At 65.3% G+C, this 15989-nt stretch carries 20 protein-coding genes; 1 reads left to right on the top strand and 19 read right to left on the bottom strand.

All coding sequences use genetic code 11. The features are described 5' to 3' along the window. Positions 1-9 precede the first annotated feature (9 nt). From nuoI to H8M03_RS12635, 16 genes are all read right to left on the bottom strand, one after another. The gene (gene nuoI, locus H8M03_RS00860; RefSeq protein ID WP_187479903.1) at positions 10-492 is read right to left on the bottom strand and encodes an NADH-quinone oxidoreductase subunit NuoI; all 483 of its coding nucleotides are present in this window, start codon (positions 490-492) and stop codon (positions 10-12) included. Beyond that, positions 489-1583, bottom strand: coding sequence for an NADH-quinone oxidoreductase subunit NuoH (gene nuoH / locus H8M03_RS00855; RefSeq protein ID WP_187479902.1), 1095 nt, complete (start codon positions 1581-1583; stop codon positions 489-491). Before nuoH ends, nuoI begins: the two co-directional genes overlap by 4 nt. Continuing rightward, positions 1580-3592, bottom strand: coding sequence for an NADH-quinone oxidoreductase subunit NuoG (gene nuoG / locus H8M03_RS00850; protein ID WP_187479901.1), 2013 nt, complete (start codon positions 3590-3592; stop codon positions 1580-1582). The genes nuoH and nuoG overlap by 4 nt, the downstream gene beginning before the upstream one ends. Beyond that, positions 3592-4263 carry a hypothetical protein gene (locus H8M03_RS00845; RefSeq protein WP_187479900.1) on the bottom strand — a complete coding sequence of 224 codons (672 nt, stop codon included), beginning with the start codon at positions 4261-4263 and terminating at the stop codon, positions 3592-3594. The genes nuoG and H8M03_RS00845 overlap by 1 nt, the downstream gene beginning before the upstream one ends. 38 nt (positions 4264-4301) lie before the next feature. Continuing rightward, positions 4302-4439 (bottom strand): hypothetical protein, encoded by a 138-nt coding sequence (locus H8M03_RS00840; RefSeq protein WP_187479899.1) that lies wholly within the window; start codon positions 4437-4439, stop codon positions 4302-4304. Further along, complete coding sequence (gene nuoF, locus H8M03_RS00835; protein WP_187479898.1) at positions 4436-5746, bottom strand: NADH-quinone oxidoreductase subunit NuoF; 1311 nt, start codon at positions 5744-5746, stop codon at positions 4436-4438. Before nuoF ends, H8M03_RS00840 begins: the two co-directional genes overlap by 4 nt. Beyond that, positions 5746-5883, bottom strand: coding sequence for a hypothetical protein (locus H8M03_RS00830; RefSeq protein ID WP_187479897.1), 138 nt, complete (start codon positions 5881-5883; stop codon positions 5746-5748). Before H8M03_RS00830 ends, nuoF begins: the two co-directional genes overlap by 1 nt. Beyond that, the gene (locus tag H8M03_RS00825) at positions 5880-6572 is read right to left on the bottom strand and encodes a complex I 24 kDa subunit family protein (protein WP_187479896.1); all 693 of its coding nucleotides are present in this window, start codon (positions 6570-6572) and stop codon (positions 5880-5882) included. Before H8M03_RS00825 ends, H8M03_RS00830 begins: the two co-directional genes overlap by 4 nt. Beyond that, positions 6572-7018 carry a hypothetical protein gene (locus H8M03_RS00820; RefSeq protein ID WP_187479895.1) on the bottom strand — a complete coding sequence of 149 codons (447 nt, stop codon included), beginning with the start codon at positions 7016-7018 and terminating at the stop codon, positions 6572-6574. The genes H8M03_RS00825 and H8M03_RS00820 overlap by 1 nt, the downstream gene beginning before the upstream one ends. After that, entirely contained in the window at positions 7015-8226 is a 1212-nt protein-coding gene (locus H8M03_RS00815; protein ID WP_187480886.1) for an NADH-quinone oxidoreductase subunit D, read from the bottom strand. Before H8M03_RS00815 ends, H8M03_RS00820 begins: the two co-directional genes overlap by 4 nt. A 32-nt stretch (positions 8227-8258) precedes the next feature. Further along, entirely contained in the window at positions 8259-9119 is an 861-nt protein-coding gene (locus tag H8M03_RS00810; RefSeq protein WP_187479894.1) for an NADH-quinone oxidoreductase subunit C, read from the bottom strand. Further along, positions 9119-9700 (bottom strand): NuoB/complex I 20 kDa subunit family protein, encoded by a 582-nt coding sequence (locus H8M03_RS00805; RefSeq protein ID WP_425506853.1) that lies wholly within the window; start codon positions 9698-9700, stop codon positions 9119-9121. The genes H8M03_RS00810 and H8M03_RS00805 overlap by 1 nt, the downstream gene beginning before the upstream one ends. Next, positions 9691-10068, bottom strand: coding sequence for an NADH-quinone oxidoreductase subunit A (locus tag H8M03_RS00800; RefSeq protein WP_187479892.1), 378 nt, complete (start codon positions 10066-10068; stop codon positions 9691-9693). Before H8M03_RS00800 ends, H8M03_RS00805 begins: the two co-directional genes overlap by 10 nt. A 201-nt stretch (positions 10069-10269) precedes the next feature. Continuing rightward, complete coding sequence (locus H8M03_RS00795; RefSeq protein ID WP_187479891.1) at positions 10270-11088, bottom strand: inositol monophosphatase family protein; 819 nt, start codon at positions 11086-11088, stop codon at positions 10270-10272. A 9-nt stretch (positions 11089-11097) separates the two neighbouring features. Then, a complete protein-coding gene (gene efp / locus H8M03_RS00790) occupies positions 11098-11661 on the bottom strand; it encodes an elongation factor P (RefSeq protein ID WP_187479890.1) in 564 nt (187 codons plus the stop codon). A gap of 41 nt (positions 11662-11702) precedes the next feature. Beyond that, positions 11703-12368 carry a M23 family metallopeptidase gene (locus H8M03_RS12635; RefSeq protein WP_246448955.1) on the bottom strand — a complete coding sequence of 222 codons (666 nt, stop codon included), beginning with the start codon at positions 12366-12368 and terminating at the stop codon, positions 11703-11705. Positions 12369-12488: 120 nt separating this feature from the next. Between H8M03_RS12635 and H8M03_RS00780 the strand changes: the two genes are divergently transcribed. Then, a complete protein-coding gene (locus H8M03_RS00780) occupies positions 12489-13202 on the top strand; it encodes a 2OG-Fe(II) oxygenase (RefSeq protein WP_187479889.1) in 714 nt (237 codons plus the stop codon). 3 nt (positions 13203-13205) lie between these two features. On the opposite strand, the gene thiE is transcribed toward H8M03_RS00780, so the two are convergent. Genes thiE through H8M03_RS00765 form a run of 3 tightly spaced genes read right to left on the bottom strand, consistent with a single transcriptional unit; the run spans position 13206 to position 15987 of the window. Next, the gene (gene thiE / locus H8M03_RS00775; protein WP_246448953.1) at positions 13206-13871 is read right to left on the bottom strand and encodes a thiamine phosphate synthase; all 666 of its coding nucleotides are present in this window, start codon (positions 13869-13871) and stop codon (positions 13206-13208) included. A 2-nt stretch (positions 13872-13873) separates the two neighbouring features. Further along, positions 13874-14773 carry a fructose bisphosphate aldolase gene (locus tag H8M03_RS00770; protein ID WP_187479888.1) on the bottom strand — a complete coding sequence of 300 codons (900 nt, stop codon included), beginning with the start codon at positions 14771-14773 and terminating at the stop codon, positions 13874-13876. A gap of 8 nt (positions 14774-14781) precedes the next feature. Next, entirely contained in the window at positions 14782-15987 is a 1206-nt protein-coding gene (locus H8M03_RS00765; protein ID WP_187479887.1) for a phosphoglycerate kinase, read from the bottom strand. Between the last annotated feature and the right edge of the window lie 2 nt (positions 15988-15989).

The raw sequence follows: 15989 nt of genomic DNA, 5'->3' as shown, positions 1-15989 counted from the left end.
GCGGCGCGCTTATCGGTAGGGGGCATCGGCGGCAAGGTTGGCGGCAATCGCCTGTTCCCACCTGTCGCCGTTGGCCAGCAATTTGGCCTTGTTGTAGAGCAGCTCCTCACGCGTTTCGGTCGCGAATTCGCTGTTCGGCCCCTCGACGATGGCGTCGACCGGACAGGCCTCCGCACACAGCCCGCAGTAAATGCATTTGACCATGTCAATGTCGTAGCGGGTGGTCCGGCGGCTGCCGTCCTCGCGCGGTTCGGCCTCGATTGTGATCGCCAGCGCCGGGCAGATCGCTTCGCACAGCTTGCAGGCGATGCAGCGTTCTTCGCCGTTGGGATAACGGCGCAGCGCATGTTCGCCGCGAAAGCGCGGGCCCTGCGGCGACTTTTCATACGGGTAGTTGATCGTCGCCTTCGGCTTGAAGAAATATTGCAGCGTCAGCCAGTGGGCCTTCACGAACTCCCACAAGGTGAACGACTTGATCCAGTGCGCGATCATGCGGCGGCTCCATAGCGGGTCAGCATCAGCCAGCCGGAAATGATGACGACGAACAGGATCGACAGCGGCAGGAAGATTTTCCAGCCGAGCCGCATCAGCTGGTCGTAGCGATAGCGCGGCACGGTCGCCTTCACCCAGCTGAAGACGAAGAAGAAGAAACAGATCTTGGCGAACAACCACAGGATGCCGGGCACCACGTAAAGCGGCGCCCAGTCGATCGGCGGCAGGAACCCACCCCAGAACAGGATGGCGTTCAGGGCGCACATCAGGATCACGTTGCCATATTCGCCAAGCCAGAAGAGCGCGAAGCTCATCGACGAATATTCGGTCTGGAAACCGGCGACGAGCTCACTTTCCGCCTCGACCAGGTCGAACGGGGTGCGGAAGGTTTCGGCCATCGAGCTGATCAGGAACACGACCGCCATCGGAAACAGCAGAGGGTTGAACCCGAAGCCGTTGAGGATGCCGAGCACATTGCCCTTCTGGGCCATGACGATGTCGGTCAGGTTGAAGCTGTTGGCGTAGAGCACGACGCTGATCAGGACGAAGCCGATCGACACTTCATAGCTGACCATCTGCGCCGCCGCGCGAAGGGCGGAGAAGAACGGATATTTGGAGTTGGATGCCCAGCCCGCGACGATCACGCCATAGACGCCGAGCGAGCTTGCCGCGAGCACGTAGAGCAGCCCGACATTGATGTCGGCCAGCACCACGCCGACGTCGAACGGGATCACCGCCCAGACGATCAGCGCGACGGTGAAGGCGACGATCGGGGCGAGCATGAACAGCCCCTTGTTCGCCGCCGACGGAACGATGGTTTCCTTGAGGAACACCTTGAGGCCGTCGGCGAAGCTTTGCAGCAGGCCCCACGGACCGACTACGTTGGGGCCCCGGCGAAGCGCCATCGCCGCCCAGATCTTGCGATCGGCATAGATGATCATCGCCACCGCGAGCATCAGCGGCAAAGCGATGACGAGGATGCCGATGATCATCGACAGAAACCAGGCCCAGCCATATTCCATGCCCTGCGACTGGAAAGCCGCGGTGGGCGAATGGAAGAAGGTCCACCAGAAGTCGCGGATCGCGCTCATTCGGCGGCCTCGAGCGTTTCCACCTGGCCGTGCAGGATTTCCTGCGAGCAGATGTGCATCGTCGGGCTGGCACGGGTTACCGCGTTGGTCAGGTAGAAATCCTTGACCGCATAGCCGACGGTCCCGCTCGCCTTGCTGTCGAGCTCAGGCGGCGCGAAGTCGAACTTCACCAGCCCGTCCGTACCGAGCGCCGGAACAGCCTCGACCATCGCGGCACGAAGCTGAGCAAAAGTGTCGAATTGCAACGGTTTGCCAAGCAGGTCCGAGACCGCGCGGAAGATCGTCCAGTCCTCGCGCGCCTCGCCCGGCGGGAACAAAGCCTTTTCGCCGCGCTGCACCCGGCCTTCGGTATTGACGTAGGTACCGTGCTTTTCGGTGTAGGCCGCGCCCGGCAGCACCAGGTCCGCCTGCCGCGCGCCATTGTCACCGTGGTGACCGATGTAGACCTTGAACGCACCCGCCAGCCGGGCGGCCGGCATTTCGTCGGCACCAAGCAGGATCGCGACCGCCGGTTTGGCTTTCTCGACTGTCGCCAGCCCCCCGCCCTGCCCGTAGCCGAGCATCAGTCCGGCCATCCGCGACGCGGAGGTGTGGAGGACGTTGAAGCCGTTCCAGTCGCCCTTGATCAGGCCAAGCGTGTCGACCAGCGCCAGCGCGGCCCCAAACGCCCCGGCGGCAAGCCCGCCGGCGCCGATGATGACCGCCGGACGCTCCGCCTTTGCAAAGGCTTCGGCGACATGTTTGGGAAGCTTGCCCAGCACCTTCAGGTCGTCGCCGAGGAATTCGACCGGCATTGCCATGTCGACGTCGGGTCCGACGGCGAAAATCTTGCCGCCCTTTTTCGCCACCTTGCGCAGGCGGGTCGCAACCAGCGGCGCTTCCCAGCGCGGATTGCTGCCGATCAGAAGGACCGCGTCAGCCTGTTCGATGCCGCCGATGGTGGAGTTGAAGTTGACCGACCCGAGATTGGTGACGTCATAGTCCAGCCCGGTCTGCCGTCCTTCGAGCAGGGTCGAGCCCAGTCCGGCGAGCAGCGCCTTGGCCGCGTACATGGTTTCCGCGTCGACGAGGTCGCCAGCAATCGCCGCGACGCTGCTGCCCGCATCCTTGAGCTTGTCGGCAAAGATGCGCAGCGCCTCAGTCCAGTCCGCCTCGCGCAGCTTGCCGCCTTCGCGCACCCACGGCCGGTCGAGCCGGTTGCGCACCAGCGCGTCGGCATGGTGGCGGGTCCGGTCGGAAATCCATTCCTCGTTGACGTCCTCATGGACGCGCGGGAGGATCCGCATCACCTGCCGCTGGCGGACGTCGAGCTGGATGTTGGAGCCGACCGCGTCCATCACGTCGATCGCGGGTACCCGCCGCAGCTCCCACGGCCGGGCCTCGAACAATTGCGGCTTCTGCAGCAGCGCACCGACGGGGCAGACGTCGGCCAGGTTGCCGGCCATCTCGCTGGTCACCGCGCTTTCGAGGTAGGTGGTGATCTGCGCGTCCTCGCCGCGATAGAGCATGCCGATTTCCGGCACTCCGGCGACTTCCTCGGCAAAGCGGACGCAGCGCGTGCACTGGATGCAGCGGGTCATCGCGGTCTTAATGACCGGGCCCATATATTTGTCGTCGACCGCCCGCTTGTTCTCGTCATAGCGCGAGAAGCTGCGGCCATAAGCCATCGCCTGGTCCTGCAGGTCGCATTCGCCGCCCTGGTCGCAGATCGGGCAGTCGAGCGGGTGATTGATGAGCAGGAACTCCATCACCCCTTCGCGCGCCTTCTTGACCATCGCGCTGTCGGTCCGGATGGCCTGGCCGTCGGCGGCGGGCAACGCGCAGCTTGCCTGCGGCTTGGGCGGGCCGGGCGCGACCTCGACCAGGCACATCCGGCAATTGCCCGCGATGCTGAGGCGTTCGTGATAGCAGAAGCGGGGAATTTCCTTCCCCGCCAGCTCGCACGCCTGCAGGACGGTAGCGCCCTGCGGGACCTCGATTTCAACGCCGTCGACGGTAACCTTGGGCATTATCTTGCGGCAGCCTCCGCCATCGGCAGCGACAGCGCGGGATTGCGCAGGCGCTGGTAGAGCGCGTCGGCGAGCGCGGCGCGCAGGGCCTGGCGGCTCGCCTGCAGCTTCGCGCCAACGACCAGGCACTGGCCAAGGGTCGGCGTCAGTTCCTCGAACGCCACGTCCTCGCGGCTGCTTTCCGGATCCGTGCCGACCAACTTGACGATCGCCGCCGGGTTGGTGTCGGCGATGCACACCGCCATTTCATCGACGGTGCCGTTGCGGTTGGTCGCCGCGAACCACGGCCGGATGTAGCGTTTCTGTTCCAGCGGCAGCGGCTGCAAGGCGGCAACGGACGCGCCCATGGCCTGCAGCGCTTCTTCCGCGAATATGCCGCGCAGGATGTCCTGCGGATAGGACACCGTGCGGGTATCGACGAGGTCGTTGCCCGCGATCAGGCTGGAACATGAGAACTCACCGCCCACGCGGCGGAAATAGATGCGGGATTCGTCCGCGCTGGCGGCATTCAGAAGGCCCAGCGCGTCGGCCTTGTGCCGCGAATACATGCAGTCGGCCATGTTGCGCGCGCCGATGGCGACGTCGCGCGTGCTCAAAGCGACGCCCTGGCTGATCGTGCGCTTGCCCAGCCGCGAACCGGTCGGCGGTTCAGCGACGGCCGCAGATGACATCGCGATGGCGGCCAAACCCAGGACAATACGAAGACCGGTCATAACTCGTCCTCCCCCTCTCGATCGGGCCGCTTGTCACGGCGTTGCTCGATCGTTGTTACCCGAGCATTCGAACGCATCGCCATCACGACCGCGGCAACGATCGCGATGAGACCGATGATCAGCAAAAACTTCATTCCGCCGCCTCCAGCAGCTCGCGGGCGCGCCGTTCGGCAATGCGGCGCTCAAGCTCCGGACGGAAATGGCGGATCAGGCCTTGGATCGGCCAGGCGGCGGCGTCGCCAAGGGCGCAGATGGTGTGGCCTTCGACTTCCTTGGTGACGTCGAGCAGCTTGTCGATCGTTTCGACCGTCGCTTCGCCTTCACGCAGCCGTTCCATCACCCGCCACATCCAGCCGGTGCCTTCGCGGCACGGCGTGCACTGGCCGCAGCTTTCATGCTTGTAGAAATAGCTGATGCGGCTGATCGCGCGGACGATGTCGGTCGACTTGTCCATGACGATGACCGCCGCGGTGCCAAGGCCCGAACCCAGTTCCTTCAGTCCGTCGAAGTCCATCGGCGCATCGATGATCTGTGCGGCCGGCACCAGCGGCACCGACGATCCGCCCGGAATGACGGCGAGCAGATTGTCCCACCCGCCGCGGACGCCGCCGCCATGGCGATCGATCAGCTCGCGGAAGCTGATGCCCATGGTTTCCTCGACCACGCAGGGCGTGTTGATGTGGCCCGACAGCTGGAACAGCTTGGTGCCCTCGTTCTTCTCGCGGCCGAGCCCGGCGAACCAGGCCGCGCCGCGGCGCAGGATGGTCGGGACGACGGCGATGCTTTCGACGTTGTTGACCGTGGTCGGACAGCCGTAGAGGCCCGCGCCCGCCGGGAACGGCGGCTTCAACCGCGGGAGGCCCTTCTTGCCTTCAAGGCTGTTGAGCATCGCGGTTTCTTCGCCGCAGATGTAGGCGCCGGCGCCGCGGTGGACGAACAGGTCGAAGTCATAGCCCGATCCGGCCGCATTCTTGCCCAGCAGACCGGCGTCGTACGCTTCCGCGACCGCGGCCTCGAGCACCTGCGCTTCGCGGATGAATTCGCCGCGGATGTAGATGTAGCCGGCCCGCGCGCGCATGGCGAAGCCGGCAATCAGCGCGCCTTCGATCAGCTTGTGCGGATCGTGGCGGATGATTTCGCGGTCCTTGCACGATCCCGGTTCGGATTCGTCCGCGTTGATGACCAGGAAATTGGGTTTCCCGGGCGTCGGCTCCTTGGGCATGAAGCCCCACTTCATGCCGGTCGGAAAGCCCGCGCCGCCGCGGCCGCGCAGGCCCGACGCCTTGACCGCGTCGATGATCGCGTCCTGCCCGGCTTGCATCAGCTTGGCCGTATCGTCCCAGTCGCCCCGCTGGCGCGCGGCCTTGAGCATCGCCGACTGGAAACCGTAGACGTTGGTGAAGATGCGATCCTTGTCGCCGAGCGGTCCGGTGTAGGCCATCAGCCGCCCCTGCTCGTCAGGAAGATGATCACGGCGGCAACGATCACCGCGACGACGACGAACTTCAGCACGCCGACAATCAGCTTGAGCGCAAGGATGCCAAGGACGATGGCGATGAGGATGGCGACGACGCTCATGCCTCGCCTCCGGCCGGCGCCGAATCCGCCCATTGCGAGCGATAGTCGTAGTTGCGCTCGGTCATCTTCTTGAGGCTGGTCGGGCCGCCTTCCGGCGCGCTGGTCTGCCGATCGACCTGCGGGCCCGGCGGCGGTGTCTTGCCGGCGGCCAGCGCGTCGAGGATCGCGGCCATGCTGGCTTCGGTGAGATCCTCGTAATTGTCGTCGTTGATCTGGACCATCGGCGCATTGGCGCAGGCGCCAAGGCATTCCACTTCGGTCAGCGTGAACAGGCCGTCGGCGGTGGTGTGGCCCTTTTCCAGCCCGCGCTTGTAACAGGCGGCGAGAACGTCGTCGGACCCGCGCAGCATGCAGGGCGTCGTGCCGCACACCTGGACGTGATATTTCCCGACCGGGGCCAGGTTGTACATGGTGTAGAAGCTGGCGACCTCCAGCACGCGAATGAACGGCATACCGAGCTCGCGGCCGACGAATTCCATCACCGGGATCGGCAACCAGCCCTGCGTACCCGTCGCTTCGCCGACCTGGCGCTGGGCAAGGTCGAGCAGAGGCAGGACGGCAGAGGCCTGCCGCCCTTCCGGATACTTCCCGATCGCGACCTTCGCTTTCTGAGCGTAGTCGCCGGTCCAGGCGAAGTCCTTGAACTTCGCCAGCACCTCGGGGTCTTCAACGGGCCGGTTTGCCGCCATTAACGCGCTTTCATGAGGTCGGCGTTGTGCGCCTCGACCTTGGCGATCCTGTTATCGACCAGGTGCAGTGTCAGGCCGACGGGCGTTTCCGTCGACACGCCGTCGCAATTGAAGCGCACCAGCACCCGGTTGGGGTCGAGCGTCACTTCGCTGGCGCTGACCAGCTGCTTGGCCGAAAGATTGTCCATCGCCGCGTCCGCGGGGTGACCGAAATAGGCGACGTCGCAAGCGCCGAAGTTGCGCAGGACCTGCTTGTCGGCGGCCGCCAGCGGCTGGACGAAGTCTTTTTCCGCGAACAGGCGCTCGCCACGAATGGCGGCGATCAGCCGCTGGGCGACGCCTTCGGCCGGAACGGTGATCGCGCCGCGGACGCTGGGCGCCGCCGGGGCGATCGAGGGAACGGCGAGGGCCGCGGTGAGAATTCCAACGAGTGAAAGCGTCTTCATCTGTCACACTCCCCAAATACGACGTCGATGGCCGACAATACGGCGGTGACGTCAGCCAGCATGTGGCCCTTCATCATGAAGTCCATCGCCTGCAGGTGCGAGAAAGCCGTCGGGCGGATCTTGCACCGGTAGGGCCGGTTGGTGCCGTCGGCGACGAGGTAGACGCCGAATTCGCCCTTCGGGCTTTCGGTCGCGACATAAACCTCGCCCGCGGGAACGTGATAGCCCTCGGTATAGAGCTTGAAGTGATGGATCAGCGCTTCCATCGAAGTCTTCATCTCGGCGCGGCGCGGCGGGAAGACCTTCTGGTTCTCGGTGCCGACCGGGCCGGGCGGTATATCCTTCAGGCACTGGCGGATGATGCGCACGGACTGGCGCACCTCTTCGACCCGGACCATGAAACGGTCGTAGCAATCGCCTTGCGTGCCGACCGGGATATCGAAATCCATTCGGTCATAGACTTCGTACGGCTGCGAGCGGCGGATGTCCCACGGCACGCCCGACGCGCGGATCATCGGGCCCGAAAAGCCCCAGGCGATCGCGTCGGCCTTGCTGACTGTGCCGATGTCCACGTTGCGCTGCTTGAAGATCCGGTTGTCGGCAACCAGGCTGATCGCGTCCTCGAACAGCTTGAAGCGGTTATCGAGCCAGTCGCCGATGTCGGCGTAAAGCTTTTCCGGAAGGTCGGCGCGGACACCGCCGACACGGAAATAATTGGCGTGCATCCGGGCCCCGGACGCGCGCTCGTAAAATTGCATCAGGTCTTCGCGCAGTTCGAACAGCCACAGGTTCGGGGTCATCGCCCCGACGTCCATGATGTGCGCGCCAAGGTTGAGCATGTGGTTCTTGATGCGGGTCAGTTCCGCCATCATCGTGCGGATGTATTGGGCACGCAGCGGGATCTCGAGGCCCATCAGCTTTTCCGCCGCGAGCACGAAGCTGTGCTCCATGCACATCGGTGAGCAGTAATCGAGCCGGTCGAAGTAGGGCAGCGCCTGCGCGTAGGTCTTGTATTCGATCAGCTTTTCGGTGCCGCGATGGAGCAGGCCGACGTGCGGATCGACACGTTCGACGACCTCGCCGTCAAGCTCCATGATCAGCCGCAGGACGCCGTGCGCGGCCGGATGCTGGGGCCCGAAGTTGATGGTGTAATTGTTGATCGTCTCGTCGCCAGGATTGCCGGCGGCGGCGATGTCGGTGCCGGGCATGCCGACGCCGATTTCTACGGTGCGCGTGTCGCTCATGCGCCCCCCGTCGGCCGGCGCCGGTTAGGGCTTTTGGGATTGGGCTGGGCGACCTGGCTGTCGTCCTTGTCGACCTGGTTTTCGGCCTTCTTCGCGTTCGACTTGCGCGCGGCCTTCTTGGCTTCGCGGTTGGCCGGGGCGCCGCCGCCGGTATCGCTCGGCTTTTCGGTCGTCTTGGGCACGTCTGCGCTGGTCTTGGGGTTCTGCTTCACATCACCGGTCGGAGCGGCTGCGGTCGACGGCGCGCCGGTTTCTTCCGGCTTTGCCTTTTCATCGCCCGGCAATTGATATTCCGGCCCCTGCCACGGCATCAGGAAGTCGAACGAGCGGAAGTCCTGCGGCAGGTCGACCGGTTCGTAGACCACCCTTTTGTCGGCTTCCGAATAGCGCAGCTCGACATAGCCGGTGAGCGGAAAGTCCTTGCGCTGCGGATGCCCTTCGAAACCGTAATCGGTAAGGATGCGGCGCAGGTCCGGATTGCCGGAAAACGGGACGCCGTACATGTCGAACACTTCGCGTTCGAGCCAGCCGGCCACCGGCCACAGGCCAGTCACGCTGGGCACCGGGCTGGTCTCGTCGGTCGACACATGGACGCGGACGCGGTGGTTTTTCGTCAGCGACAGCAGGCAGTAGACCACCTCGAACCGCTCGGCACGGTCGGGATAGTCGACCCCGGCGATTTCCATCAGCTGTTGATATTCGTGCGTGTCGCGAAGCGCGGTCAGCACCGCGACAAGGTCGCCGCGGTCGACGTCGAACGCGGTTTCCAGCCCGTCGCGCGGCCGCGCGCCGGCAAGGCCGGAGAAGGCGTCGGCCGGGATGTCGGCGAACGTCGGGACGTGGGCAGCGACAGCCATCAGCGTTCGATCGTGCCTTCGCGGCGGATTTTCCGCTGCAGGGCGAGAATGCCGTATAGCAAGGCTTCCGCGGTCGGCGGGCAACCCGGCACGTAAATGTCCACCGGCACGATGCGATCGCAGCCCCGGACTACCGAATAGCTGTAATGATAATAGCCGCCGCCGTTGGCGCAGCTGCCCATCGAGATGACATAGCGCGGTTCGGCCATCTGGTCGTAAACCCGCCGCAGCGCCGGAGCCATCTTGTTGCACAGGGTGCCGGCGACGATCATCACGTCGGACTGGCGCGGGGACGCGCGCGGCGCGACACCGAACCGTTCAAGGTCGTAGCGCGGCATGTTGACGTGGATCATCTCGACCGCGCAGCAGGCAAGGCCGAAGGTCATCCACCACAGGGAACCGGTGCGAGCCCAGGTGACGAGATCTTCCGCGCTGGCGGTGATGAACCCCTTCTTGTCGAGCTGTTCGCGCATCGCTTCGAACAGGGCGCGGTCGGTATCGCCGGGAAGCAGGCCGGCGGCGCGCGCAATCTCTTCCTCGGTCGGCATCGGGTCGTGCCGCGGATCGAGCATTACTCCCACGACAGCGCTCCCTTCTTCCACGCATAGGCAAGACCAAGCGCCAGTTCGGCCAGGAAGATCATCATCGCGCCCCACCCGGCCAGACCGGTTCCGGCCAGGCTGACGGCCCAGGGGAACAGGAACGCGGCTTCGAGGTCGAAGACAATGAACAAGATGGCGACGAGGTAGAAGCGGACGTCGAACTGCGAACGGCTGTCCTCGAACGCCGGGAAGCCGCATTCATATTCGGCCAGTTTCTGCGGATCGGGCGCATGGGCCCCGGTGAATCGCGATACGATCATCGGCAGCACGACGAAGGCGCCCGACAGGCCGAGCGCGACCAGCAGGAACAGCAGGATCGGCAGATAGGCGACGGCAGCGCTTGCCAAGGGAAACTCCGGTGCGGGCGAGACTTGGCGGTTCTCTAGGACGCTGCCCCTTGCTGGGCAACATCTGGAATCGCGAAAATGACCCGCAACGGCACGTTGACGGCTAATCGACGGGGCTGTGGTCGCCCGCAGCGGTGCCGACAGGGCGAGGCGTTCCGAAACGCCGCGGCCGCCTGCCCGGCTCGTCCGGTCCGCAAAATCCTAGCGCAGCGATCCGCCGACCAGCTTGTGCAGCTTGGAATGGAGCTGGTCGTTGGCGGCCAGCACCTGCCCATTGGCAAGGCCGGTGTCCGCGCCGCGAAAGTCGCTGACGAAGCCGCCCGCTTCCTTCACCAGGATGATCCCGGCGGCGATGTCCCAGAATTTGAGGTCTTCTTCCCAGAAGCCGTCGAAACGGCCGGCGGCGACCCACGCCATGTCGAGCGCGGCGGAGCCGAAACGGCGGATACCGGCCACTTCCGGCGAGACCGCGTCGAGGATCTTGTCCCACCGTTTAAGGTTGCCGTGCCCCTTGTAGGGAATACCCGTTGCGACCAGCGCTTCCGACAGGTCGCGCCGGGCCGACACGCGAAGACGCCGGTCGTCGAGCCACGCGCCGCTGCCCTTTTCCGCCCAGAAAGCCTCGTCGGTCAGCGGCTGGTAGACGATGCCGGCGGTGACGTCCTTCCAGCCCTTGCCGCCCGGAACCGGCTCCTGCACCGCGATCGAGACCGCGAAATGCGGGATGGAGTGCAGAAAGTTGGACGTGCCGTCGATCGGGTCGACGACCCAGCGCGGCTTGTCCGGGTTGCCGGCGATCTCCCCGCCTTCTTCCAGCAACAGGCCCCAATCCGGCCGCGCATGGCGAAGTTCGTCGACCACCGTCTGTTCGGCGCGCTTGTCGGCCATCGACACGAAGTCGGCCGGCCCCTTGCGGCTGACCTGCAGATGCTCGACCTCGCCGAAGTCGCGGCGCATGCGCGGCGCCGCCTTGCGGGCGGCGCGCTGCATGACGGTGATCAGGCCGGAATGGGAAACCATGCGCCGCGCTTAATCCGCGCGCTTCACATATTCCTGCGTGTAGGGATCGACGACGATCCGCGTTCCGCTGGAAATATGCGGCGGCACCATCACGCGCACGCCGTTGTCAAGGATCGCCGGCTTGTAGCTGGACGAGGCGGTCTGCCCCTTCACCACCGCGTCGGCCTCGACGATGGTCGCTTCGATCTGGCTCGGCAGCTGCACCGAAATCGGCCGCTCCTCATAGAGTTCGAGAACCACGTCCATGCCGTCCTGAAGGAAGGCGGCGGGCTCGCCGATCACTTCCTCGGGGATGGAAATCTGTTCGTACGTATCCTTGTCCATGAACACGAGCAGGTCGCCGTCCCGATAGAGATACTGGAAATCCTTGGTATCGAGCCGCACGCGTTCGACCGTCTCCGCGCTGCGGAAGCGGACGTTGGTCTTGCGGCCGTCGACGAGGTTCTTCATCTCGACCTGCATGTAAGCGCCGCCCTTGCCGGGCTGGGTGTGCTGGATTTTTACGGCGCGCCAGATGCCGCCTTCATATTCGATGATATTGCCGGGACGGATGTCCACGCCGCTGATCTTCATGGATCGCTCGCTTTACTGGGTAGGAAGGGTTGCGGCGGCCTCTAGCCGCTGACCCGTTTTCCGGCAAGCAGCGGGTACGGGTTCACCGGATCGCCATCATACCATTTCTGTCCCGCGGCCATGCGGTTAATCGCGAAATGCAGGTGCGGGCCGTCCGGGCTAGCGTTGCCGGTATGGCCGACGCGGCCAAGCAGCTGGCCGCGGCTGATCCGCTGCCCCTCGGTAAGGCCCGGCGCGTAGGACGCGAGGTGCGCGTAATAATAATTCCAGCGCCCGTCCTGCGAGCGGACGTAGACGGTCTTTCCGCCGCCGCCGTCGCTGTAATAGATTTTTTCGACCGTACCCGGCGCGGCCGCGACGATCGGCGTGCCTTCCGCGGCCATGATGTCGATGGCGTCATGACTTCGCGCCCCGCCCGCGCGCGCCTGCGTGTAGGTGTCGACCAGGTCGGTCGGCTGAATGCCCATCACCGGGATGGCCAGCCCCGCCGGGCCGACCACGACGCCTTCCGCGACCGCGACGGCGGGCTCGCCCGACGGCTTCACCTCCGCGACTTCGCCCGAGGTTTCGACCTTGGGCGCGTTGATGATGTTGAACACGAAGATCCAGACCGCACTGGTCAGGATAAACGTGACCACCGCGGTGGCGATGACCGTGATCGTGCGATCGCCGCGGTCGCGCCGGCGGCGTGCATCCCTAGAACGCAAAGACAGCGCTGCCCTCCATCCTCGACTTGGTTACAAGGCTGGAACGATAAAATCGACCGGAGTTTCCAGCGTCCGGCGCGAGCGATTGGCAAAAGCGCAAAAAGGCCGCAGATTGCGGCCATGTCGGAAGCCGATCCGAACCCCAGGTACAACCCGCCGGCGGGACGGTTCGACGACGAGCGTTCGGACCTTCGCGCCGAATTCACGCGCGCAGTCGGCAACAAGCTCAACCGCACCGGCGGCCTGTGGCAATTGACCACCGCGCCGCAGGACAAGGGGCAGCTTTACGTCGCCAACAGCTTCCTCACCGACGACGTGTGCCGCGCGCTATGCGACCGGATCGACGCCAATTCCGTCCCCTCCCCCTTGTTCGAAAAGGAAAAGTACGAGGGGATGCGGACCAGCTACACCTGTTACTTCGATGGCGCCGATCCGGTGGTCGCGTCGGTCAACGAGCGCATCTCCGATCTCCTCGGGCTCGACCCGGCCTTGGGCGAACCGCTGCAGGGCCAGCGCTATCACGTCGGCCAGCAGTTCAAGGAGCATTGCGACTTCTTCTTCACCGACCAGCCCTATTGGCCGGAGTATGAAAGCCATGGCGGCCAGCGCACGTGGACGGCGATGATCTTCCTCAACCGGCCGGAACGCGGCGGGGTGACGGCCTTCCGGCGACTGAACCTGGCGCTGGAGCCGCATCCGGGACGGCTGATCACCTGGAATAACGTCGACGATAGCGGCCGTCCGAACCCGGTGATGGTCCACGAAGGCCAGCCGGTCGAAGCCGGCGTCAAATATATCGTCACCAAATGGTACCGCGAACGGCCATTCGTCTGACGATCAGCCGCCAAGCACCTCTTTGAACGCTTGCACGGCCGTGGCCGGGTCGTCCCGCCCCCACACCGCCTGGCAGACAGCGAGGAAATCCGCGCCGGCCTCGACCAGCGGGTGGGCATTGTCGGCGGTGATCCCGCCGATGGCGACGCAGGGCAGTTCGAACAGTCGCGACCACCAGGCCAGGATCGACGGGTCCGGGCGATAGTCGGACGGCTTGGTCGTGGTCGGGTAGAAGGCGCCGAACGCGACATAGTCGGCTCCCGCCTCGCCCGCTTCCATCGCCAGATGACGGCTGTCGTGACAGGTGCGGCCGATCTGCGCCGCCTGCCCGAGCGCGCGGCGCGCATCGGCGATGTCGCCGTCGCCCTGGCCAAGGTGCACGCCGTCCGCACCCAGCCGCTTCGCCAACTCGATGCTGTCGTTGACGATGAACGCGACCTCGGCGTCGGCGCAAATCCGCTGCAGCGGCTCGGCGAGCCGCGCCAGTTCATGCTCGTCCGTGTCCTTGACCCGCAACTGGAAAGCCGTGGCCAGCCCGGGCTCCAGCGCTGCCTTCAGGCGGTCGGGAAAAGCGCCGCCGACATCCTGCGGGCTGATCAGGTACAGGCTGCATCCGCCCCCGTCGCCGGGCGCGAAACTGTCGGCAAAGTCGCGGGCGACCTCGTCCAAGATCAGCCCGGGACGCGCGCCGTCGAAGCGTCGTAAATCTCGCCGATCGCCGTGCCGAGCGTACGGTCGAAATCGTCATCGCTGTGGTCGTGACGGAGATCGGACAGGAGCGCGCGGCTGAAGCTGGCGATCATGCCGGGGTTTCTGGCCAGTTCGGCGCAGGCTTCGGCGCGGCTGAACCCGCCCGACAAAGCGACGACGCGCAGCACCTTTGGGTGGTCGACAAGCGGCTGGAACAGCCCGGCTTCGTGCGGCAGCGTCAGCTTCAGCATCACCTGCTGTCCGTTGGGAATGGAGTTGAGCTGGCTGAGGATCGCAGCCAGCAGCATGCGGTCGGCCTCTGCGCGTTCCGGGCTCTTGATGCTGACTTCGGGTTCGATGATCGGCACCAGATCGTGGGCCAGCACCTGGCGGGCGACATCGAACTGCTGTTCGACGGCGCGGCGGATGCCTTCGGCGTTGGCAAGATTGATGACGGAGCGTTCCTTGGTCCCGAACACGCCGAGGTCGCGGGCGCGGATCAGCAGGTCGGTGACGGTCGGCATCGGCTTCATCAGCTGCACGCCGTCGACCTCGTCTTCCAGGCCCTTGTCGATCTTGATGAACGGCACGATGCCCTTGTCGATCAGCACCTGCGGCACCGGCTTGCCGTCGATTTCCCCGTCCATCGTCCGTTCGAACAGGATGGCGCCGATGACCTTGCCGCTGGCGAAGCTGTCCGCCTTGACGATGCGCGTGCGCATGTCGTGGATAAGGCCGAACATCGCTTCGTCGTCCGACCATTCATTGCCCTGATAGCCGTAGCCGGTGAGCGCTTTCGGCGTCGATCCGCCCGACTGGTCGAGCGCGGCGATGAAGCCGTCGCCGCGGGCGATCTTCTGGGTCATTTCCTGGTGGTTCATGGCTTTTCCTATCGCTGTTCGAGGGCGGCGACGCCTGGCAGCGTGCGCCCTTCCATCCATTCGAGAAAGGCTCCACCGGCGGTGGAGACGAAAGTGAAGTCGCCGGTCACGCCGGCTGCGTTGAGGGCGGCGACAGTGTCCCCGCCACCGGCGACCGAGACCAGGCTGCCGTCCTGAGTCAGCGCTGCGGCGGTCCGCGCCAGCACGACGGTCGCTTCCTGGAACGGCGGGGTTTCGAACGCACCCAGCGGGCCGTTCCACACCAACGTGCGGCAGGTCTTGAGCGCGTCCGACAACGCCTCGACCGCGGCCGGGCCGACGTCGAGGATCATCTCGTCGGCGGCGACCTCGTGGACGTTGCAGGTGCGGGCGCTGGGCGGATTGGCGGCGAATTCCTTGGCCACGACAACGTCGTACGGAAGATGCACGGTGCAGCCCGCCGCGTCGGCCCTTTCCATGATCGCATTGGCTTCGCTGGTCAGGTCGCGTTCCGCCAGCGACTTGCCGATGGCGACATCGCGCGCCGCAAGGAACGTGTTGGCCATGCCCCCGCCGATGATCAGTTGATCGACCTTGTCGACGAGGTGGCCAAGCACGGCCAGCTTGGTCGACACCTTGGCGCCGCCAACCACAGCCGCGACCGGCCGTTCGGGATTGCCGAGCGCGCGTTCCAGCGCCTTCAGCTCCGCCTCCATCGCCCGGCCGGCAAAGCTGGGCAGCAGGTGCGCGACGCCTTCGGTCGAGGCATGCGCGCGGTGCGCGGCCGAGAAAGCATCATTGACGAAATAGTCGCCCAGCGCCGCCATGCCCCGCGCCAGGTCGGGGTCGTTCGCTTCCTCGCCGTCGTGGAAGCGGGTGTTTTCAAGGATGCCGATATTGCCCGGCAGCATGGTGGCGATGCCGCGCTGCGCCTCCGGGCCCTGGCAATCCTCGATGAAGCGCACCGACCGGCCGGTCAGCCGGGTCATCGGCAGCACCAGCTGCGCGGTCGACATGTCGGGACGATTATGGCCCCTGGGCCGGCCAAAGTGTGACAGGAGCAGGACGATCGCGCCTCGCCCGCTAAGGTCGAGCACCGTTGGCAGGACTGCGCGCAACCGCGTGTCGTCGGCGACCGACGCGCCGTCCATCGGCACGTTGAGATCGACGCGGACCAATACCTTCTTGCCGGTCAGGTCCGCTGGCAGGTCGTCGAGGGTCTTGAACGCGGCCATGC

This window comes from Sphingomonas sabuli, from assembly GCF_014352855.1.
Taxonomy (GTDB): domain Bacteria; phylum Pseudomonadota; class Alphaproteobacteria; order Sphingomonadales; family Sphingomonadaceae; genus Sphingomicrobium; species Sphingomicrobium sabuli.
Note: the sequence above shows the minus strand (reverse complement) of the source record. Positions and strands in the feature narration are given on the sequence as shown.

What these genes read in the sequence shown, in the direction of transcription:
- nuoH (WP_187479902.1), bottom strand. Translation starts at nt 1,583, where the DNA reads ATGAGCGCGATCCGCGACTTCTGGTGGACCTTCTTCCATTCGCCCACC.
- H8M03_RS00810 (WP_187479894.1), bottom strand. Translation starts at nt 9,119, where the DNA reads ATGGCTGTCGCTGCCCACGTCCCGACGTTCGCCGACATCCCGGCCGAC.
- H8M03_RS00765 (WP_187479887.1), bottom strand. Translation starts at nt 15,987, where the DNA reads ATGGCCGCGTTCAAGACCCTCGACGACCTGCCAGCGGACCTGACCGGC.
- H8M03_RS00815 (WP_187480886.1), bottom strand. Translation starts at nt 8,226, where the DNA reads ATGCCCGGCACCGACATCGCCGCCGCCGGCAATCCTGGCGACGAGACG.
- nuoF (WP_187479898.1), bottom strand. Translation starts at nt 5,746, where the DNA reads ATGGCCTACACCGGACCGCTCGGCGACAAGGATCGCATCTTCACCAAC.
- H8M03_RS00795 (WP_187479891.1), bottom strand. Translation starts at nt 11,088, where the DNA reads ATGGTTTCCCATTCCGGCCTGATCACCGTCATGCAGCGCGCCGCCCGC.
- H8M03_RS00820 (WP_187479895.1), bottom strand. Translation starts at nt 7,018, where the DNA reads ATGAAGACGCTTTCACTCGTTGGAATTCTCACCGCGGCCCTCGCCGTT.
- efp (WP_187479890.1), bottom strand. Translation starts at nt 11,661, where the DNA reads ATGAAGATCAGCGGCGTGGACATCCGTCCCGGCAATATCATCGAATAT.
- H8M03_RS00770 (WP_187479888.1), bottom strand. Translation starts at nt 14,773, where the DNA reads ATGAACCACCAGGAAATGACCCAGAAGATCGCCCGCGGCGACGGCTTC.
- H8M03_RS00840 (WP_187479899.1), bottom strand. Translation starts at nt 4,439, where the DNA reads ATGAAGTTTTTGCTGATCATCGGTCTCATCGCGATCGTTGCCGCGGTC.
- H8M03_RS00825 (WP_187479896.1), bottom strand. Translation starts at nt 6,572, where the DNA reads ATGGCGGCAAACCGGCCCGTTGAAGACCCCGAGGTGCTGGCGAAGTTC.
- nuoI (WP_187479903.1), bottom strand. Translation starts at nt 492, where the DNA reads ATGATCGCGCACTGGATCAAGTCGTTCACCTTGTGGGAGTTCGTGAAG.
- nuoG (WP_187479901.1), bottom strand. Translation starts at nt 3,592, where the DNA reads ATGCCCAAGGTTACCGTCGACGGCGTTGAAATCGAGGTCCCGCAGGGC.
- H8M03_RS00780 (WP_187479889.1), top strand. Translation starts at nt 12,489, where the DNA reads ATGTCGGAAGCCGATCCGAACCCCAGGTACAACCCGCCGGCGGGACGG.
- H8M03_RS00845 (WP_187479900.1), bottom strand. Translation starts at nt 4,263, where the DNA reads ATGTCATCTGCGGCCGTCGCTGAACCGCCGACCGGTTCGCGGCTGGGC.
- H8M03_RS00830 (WP_187479897.1), bottom strand. Translation starts at nt 5,883, where the DNA reads ATGAGCGTCGTCGCCATCCTCATCGCCATCGTCCTTGGCATCCTTGCG.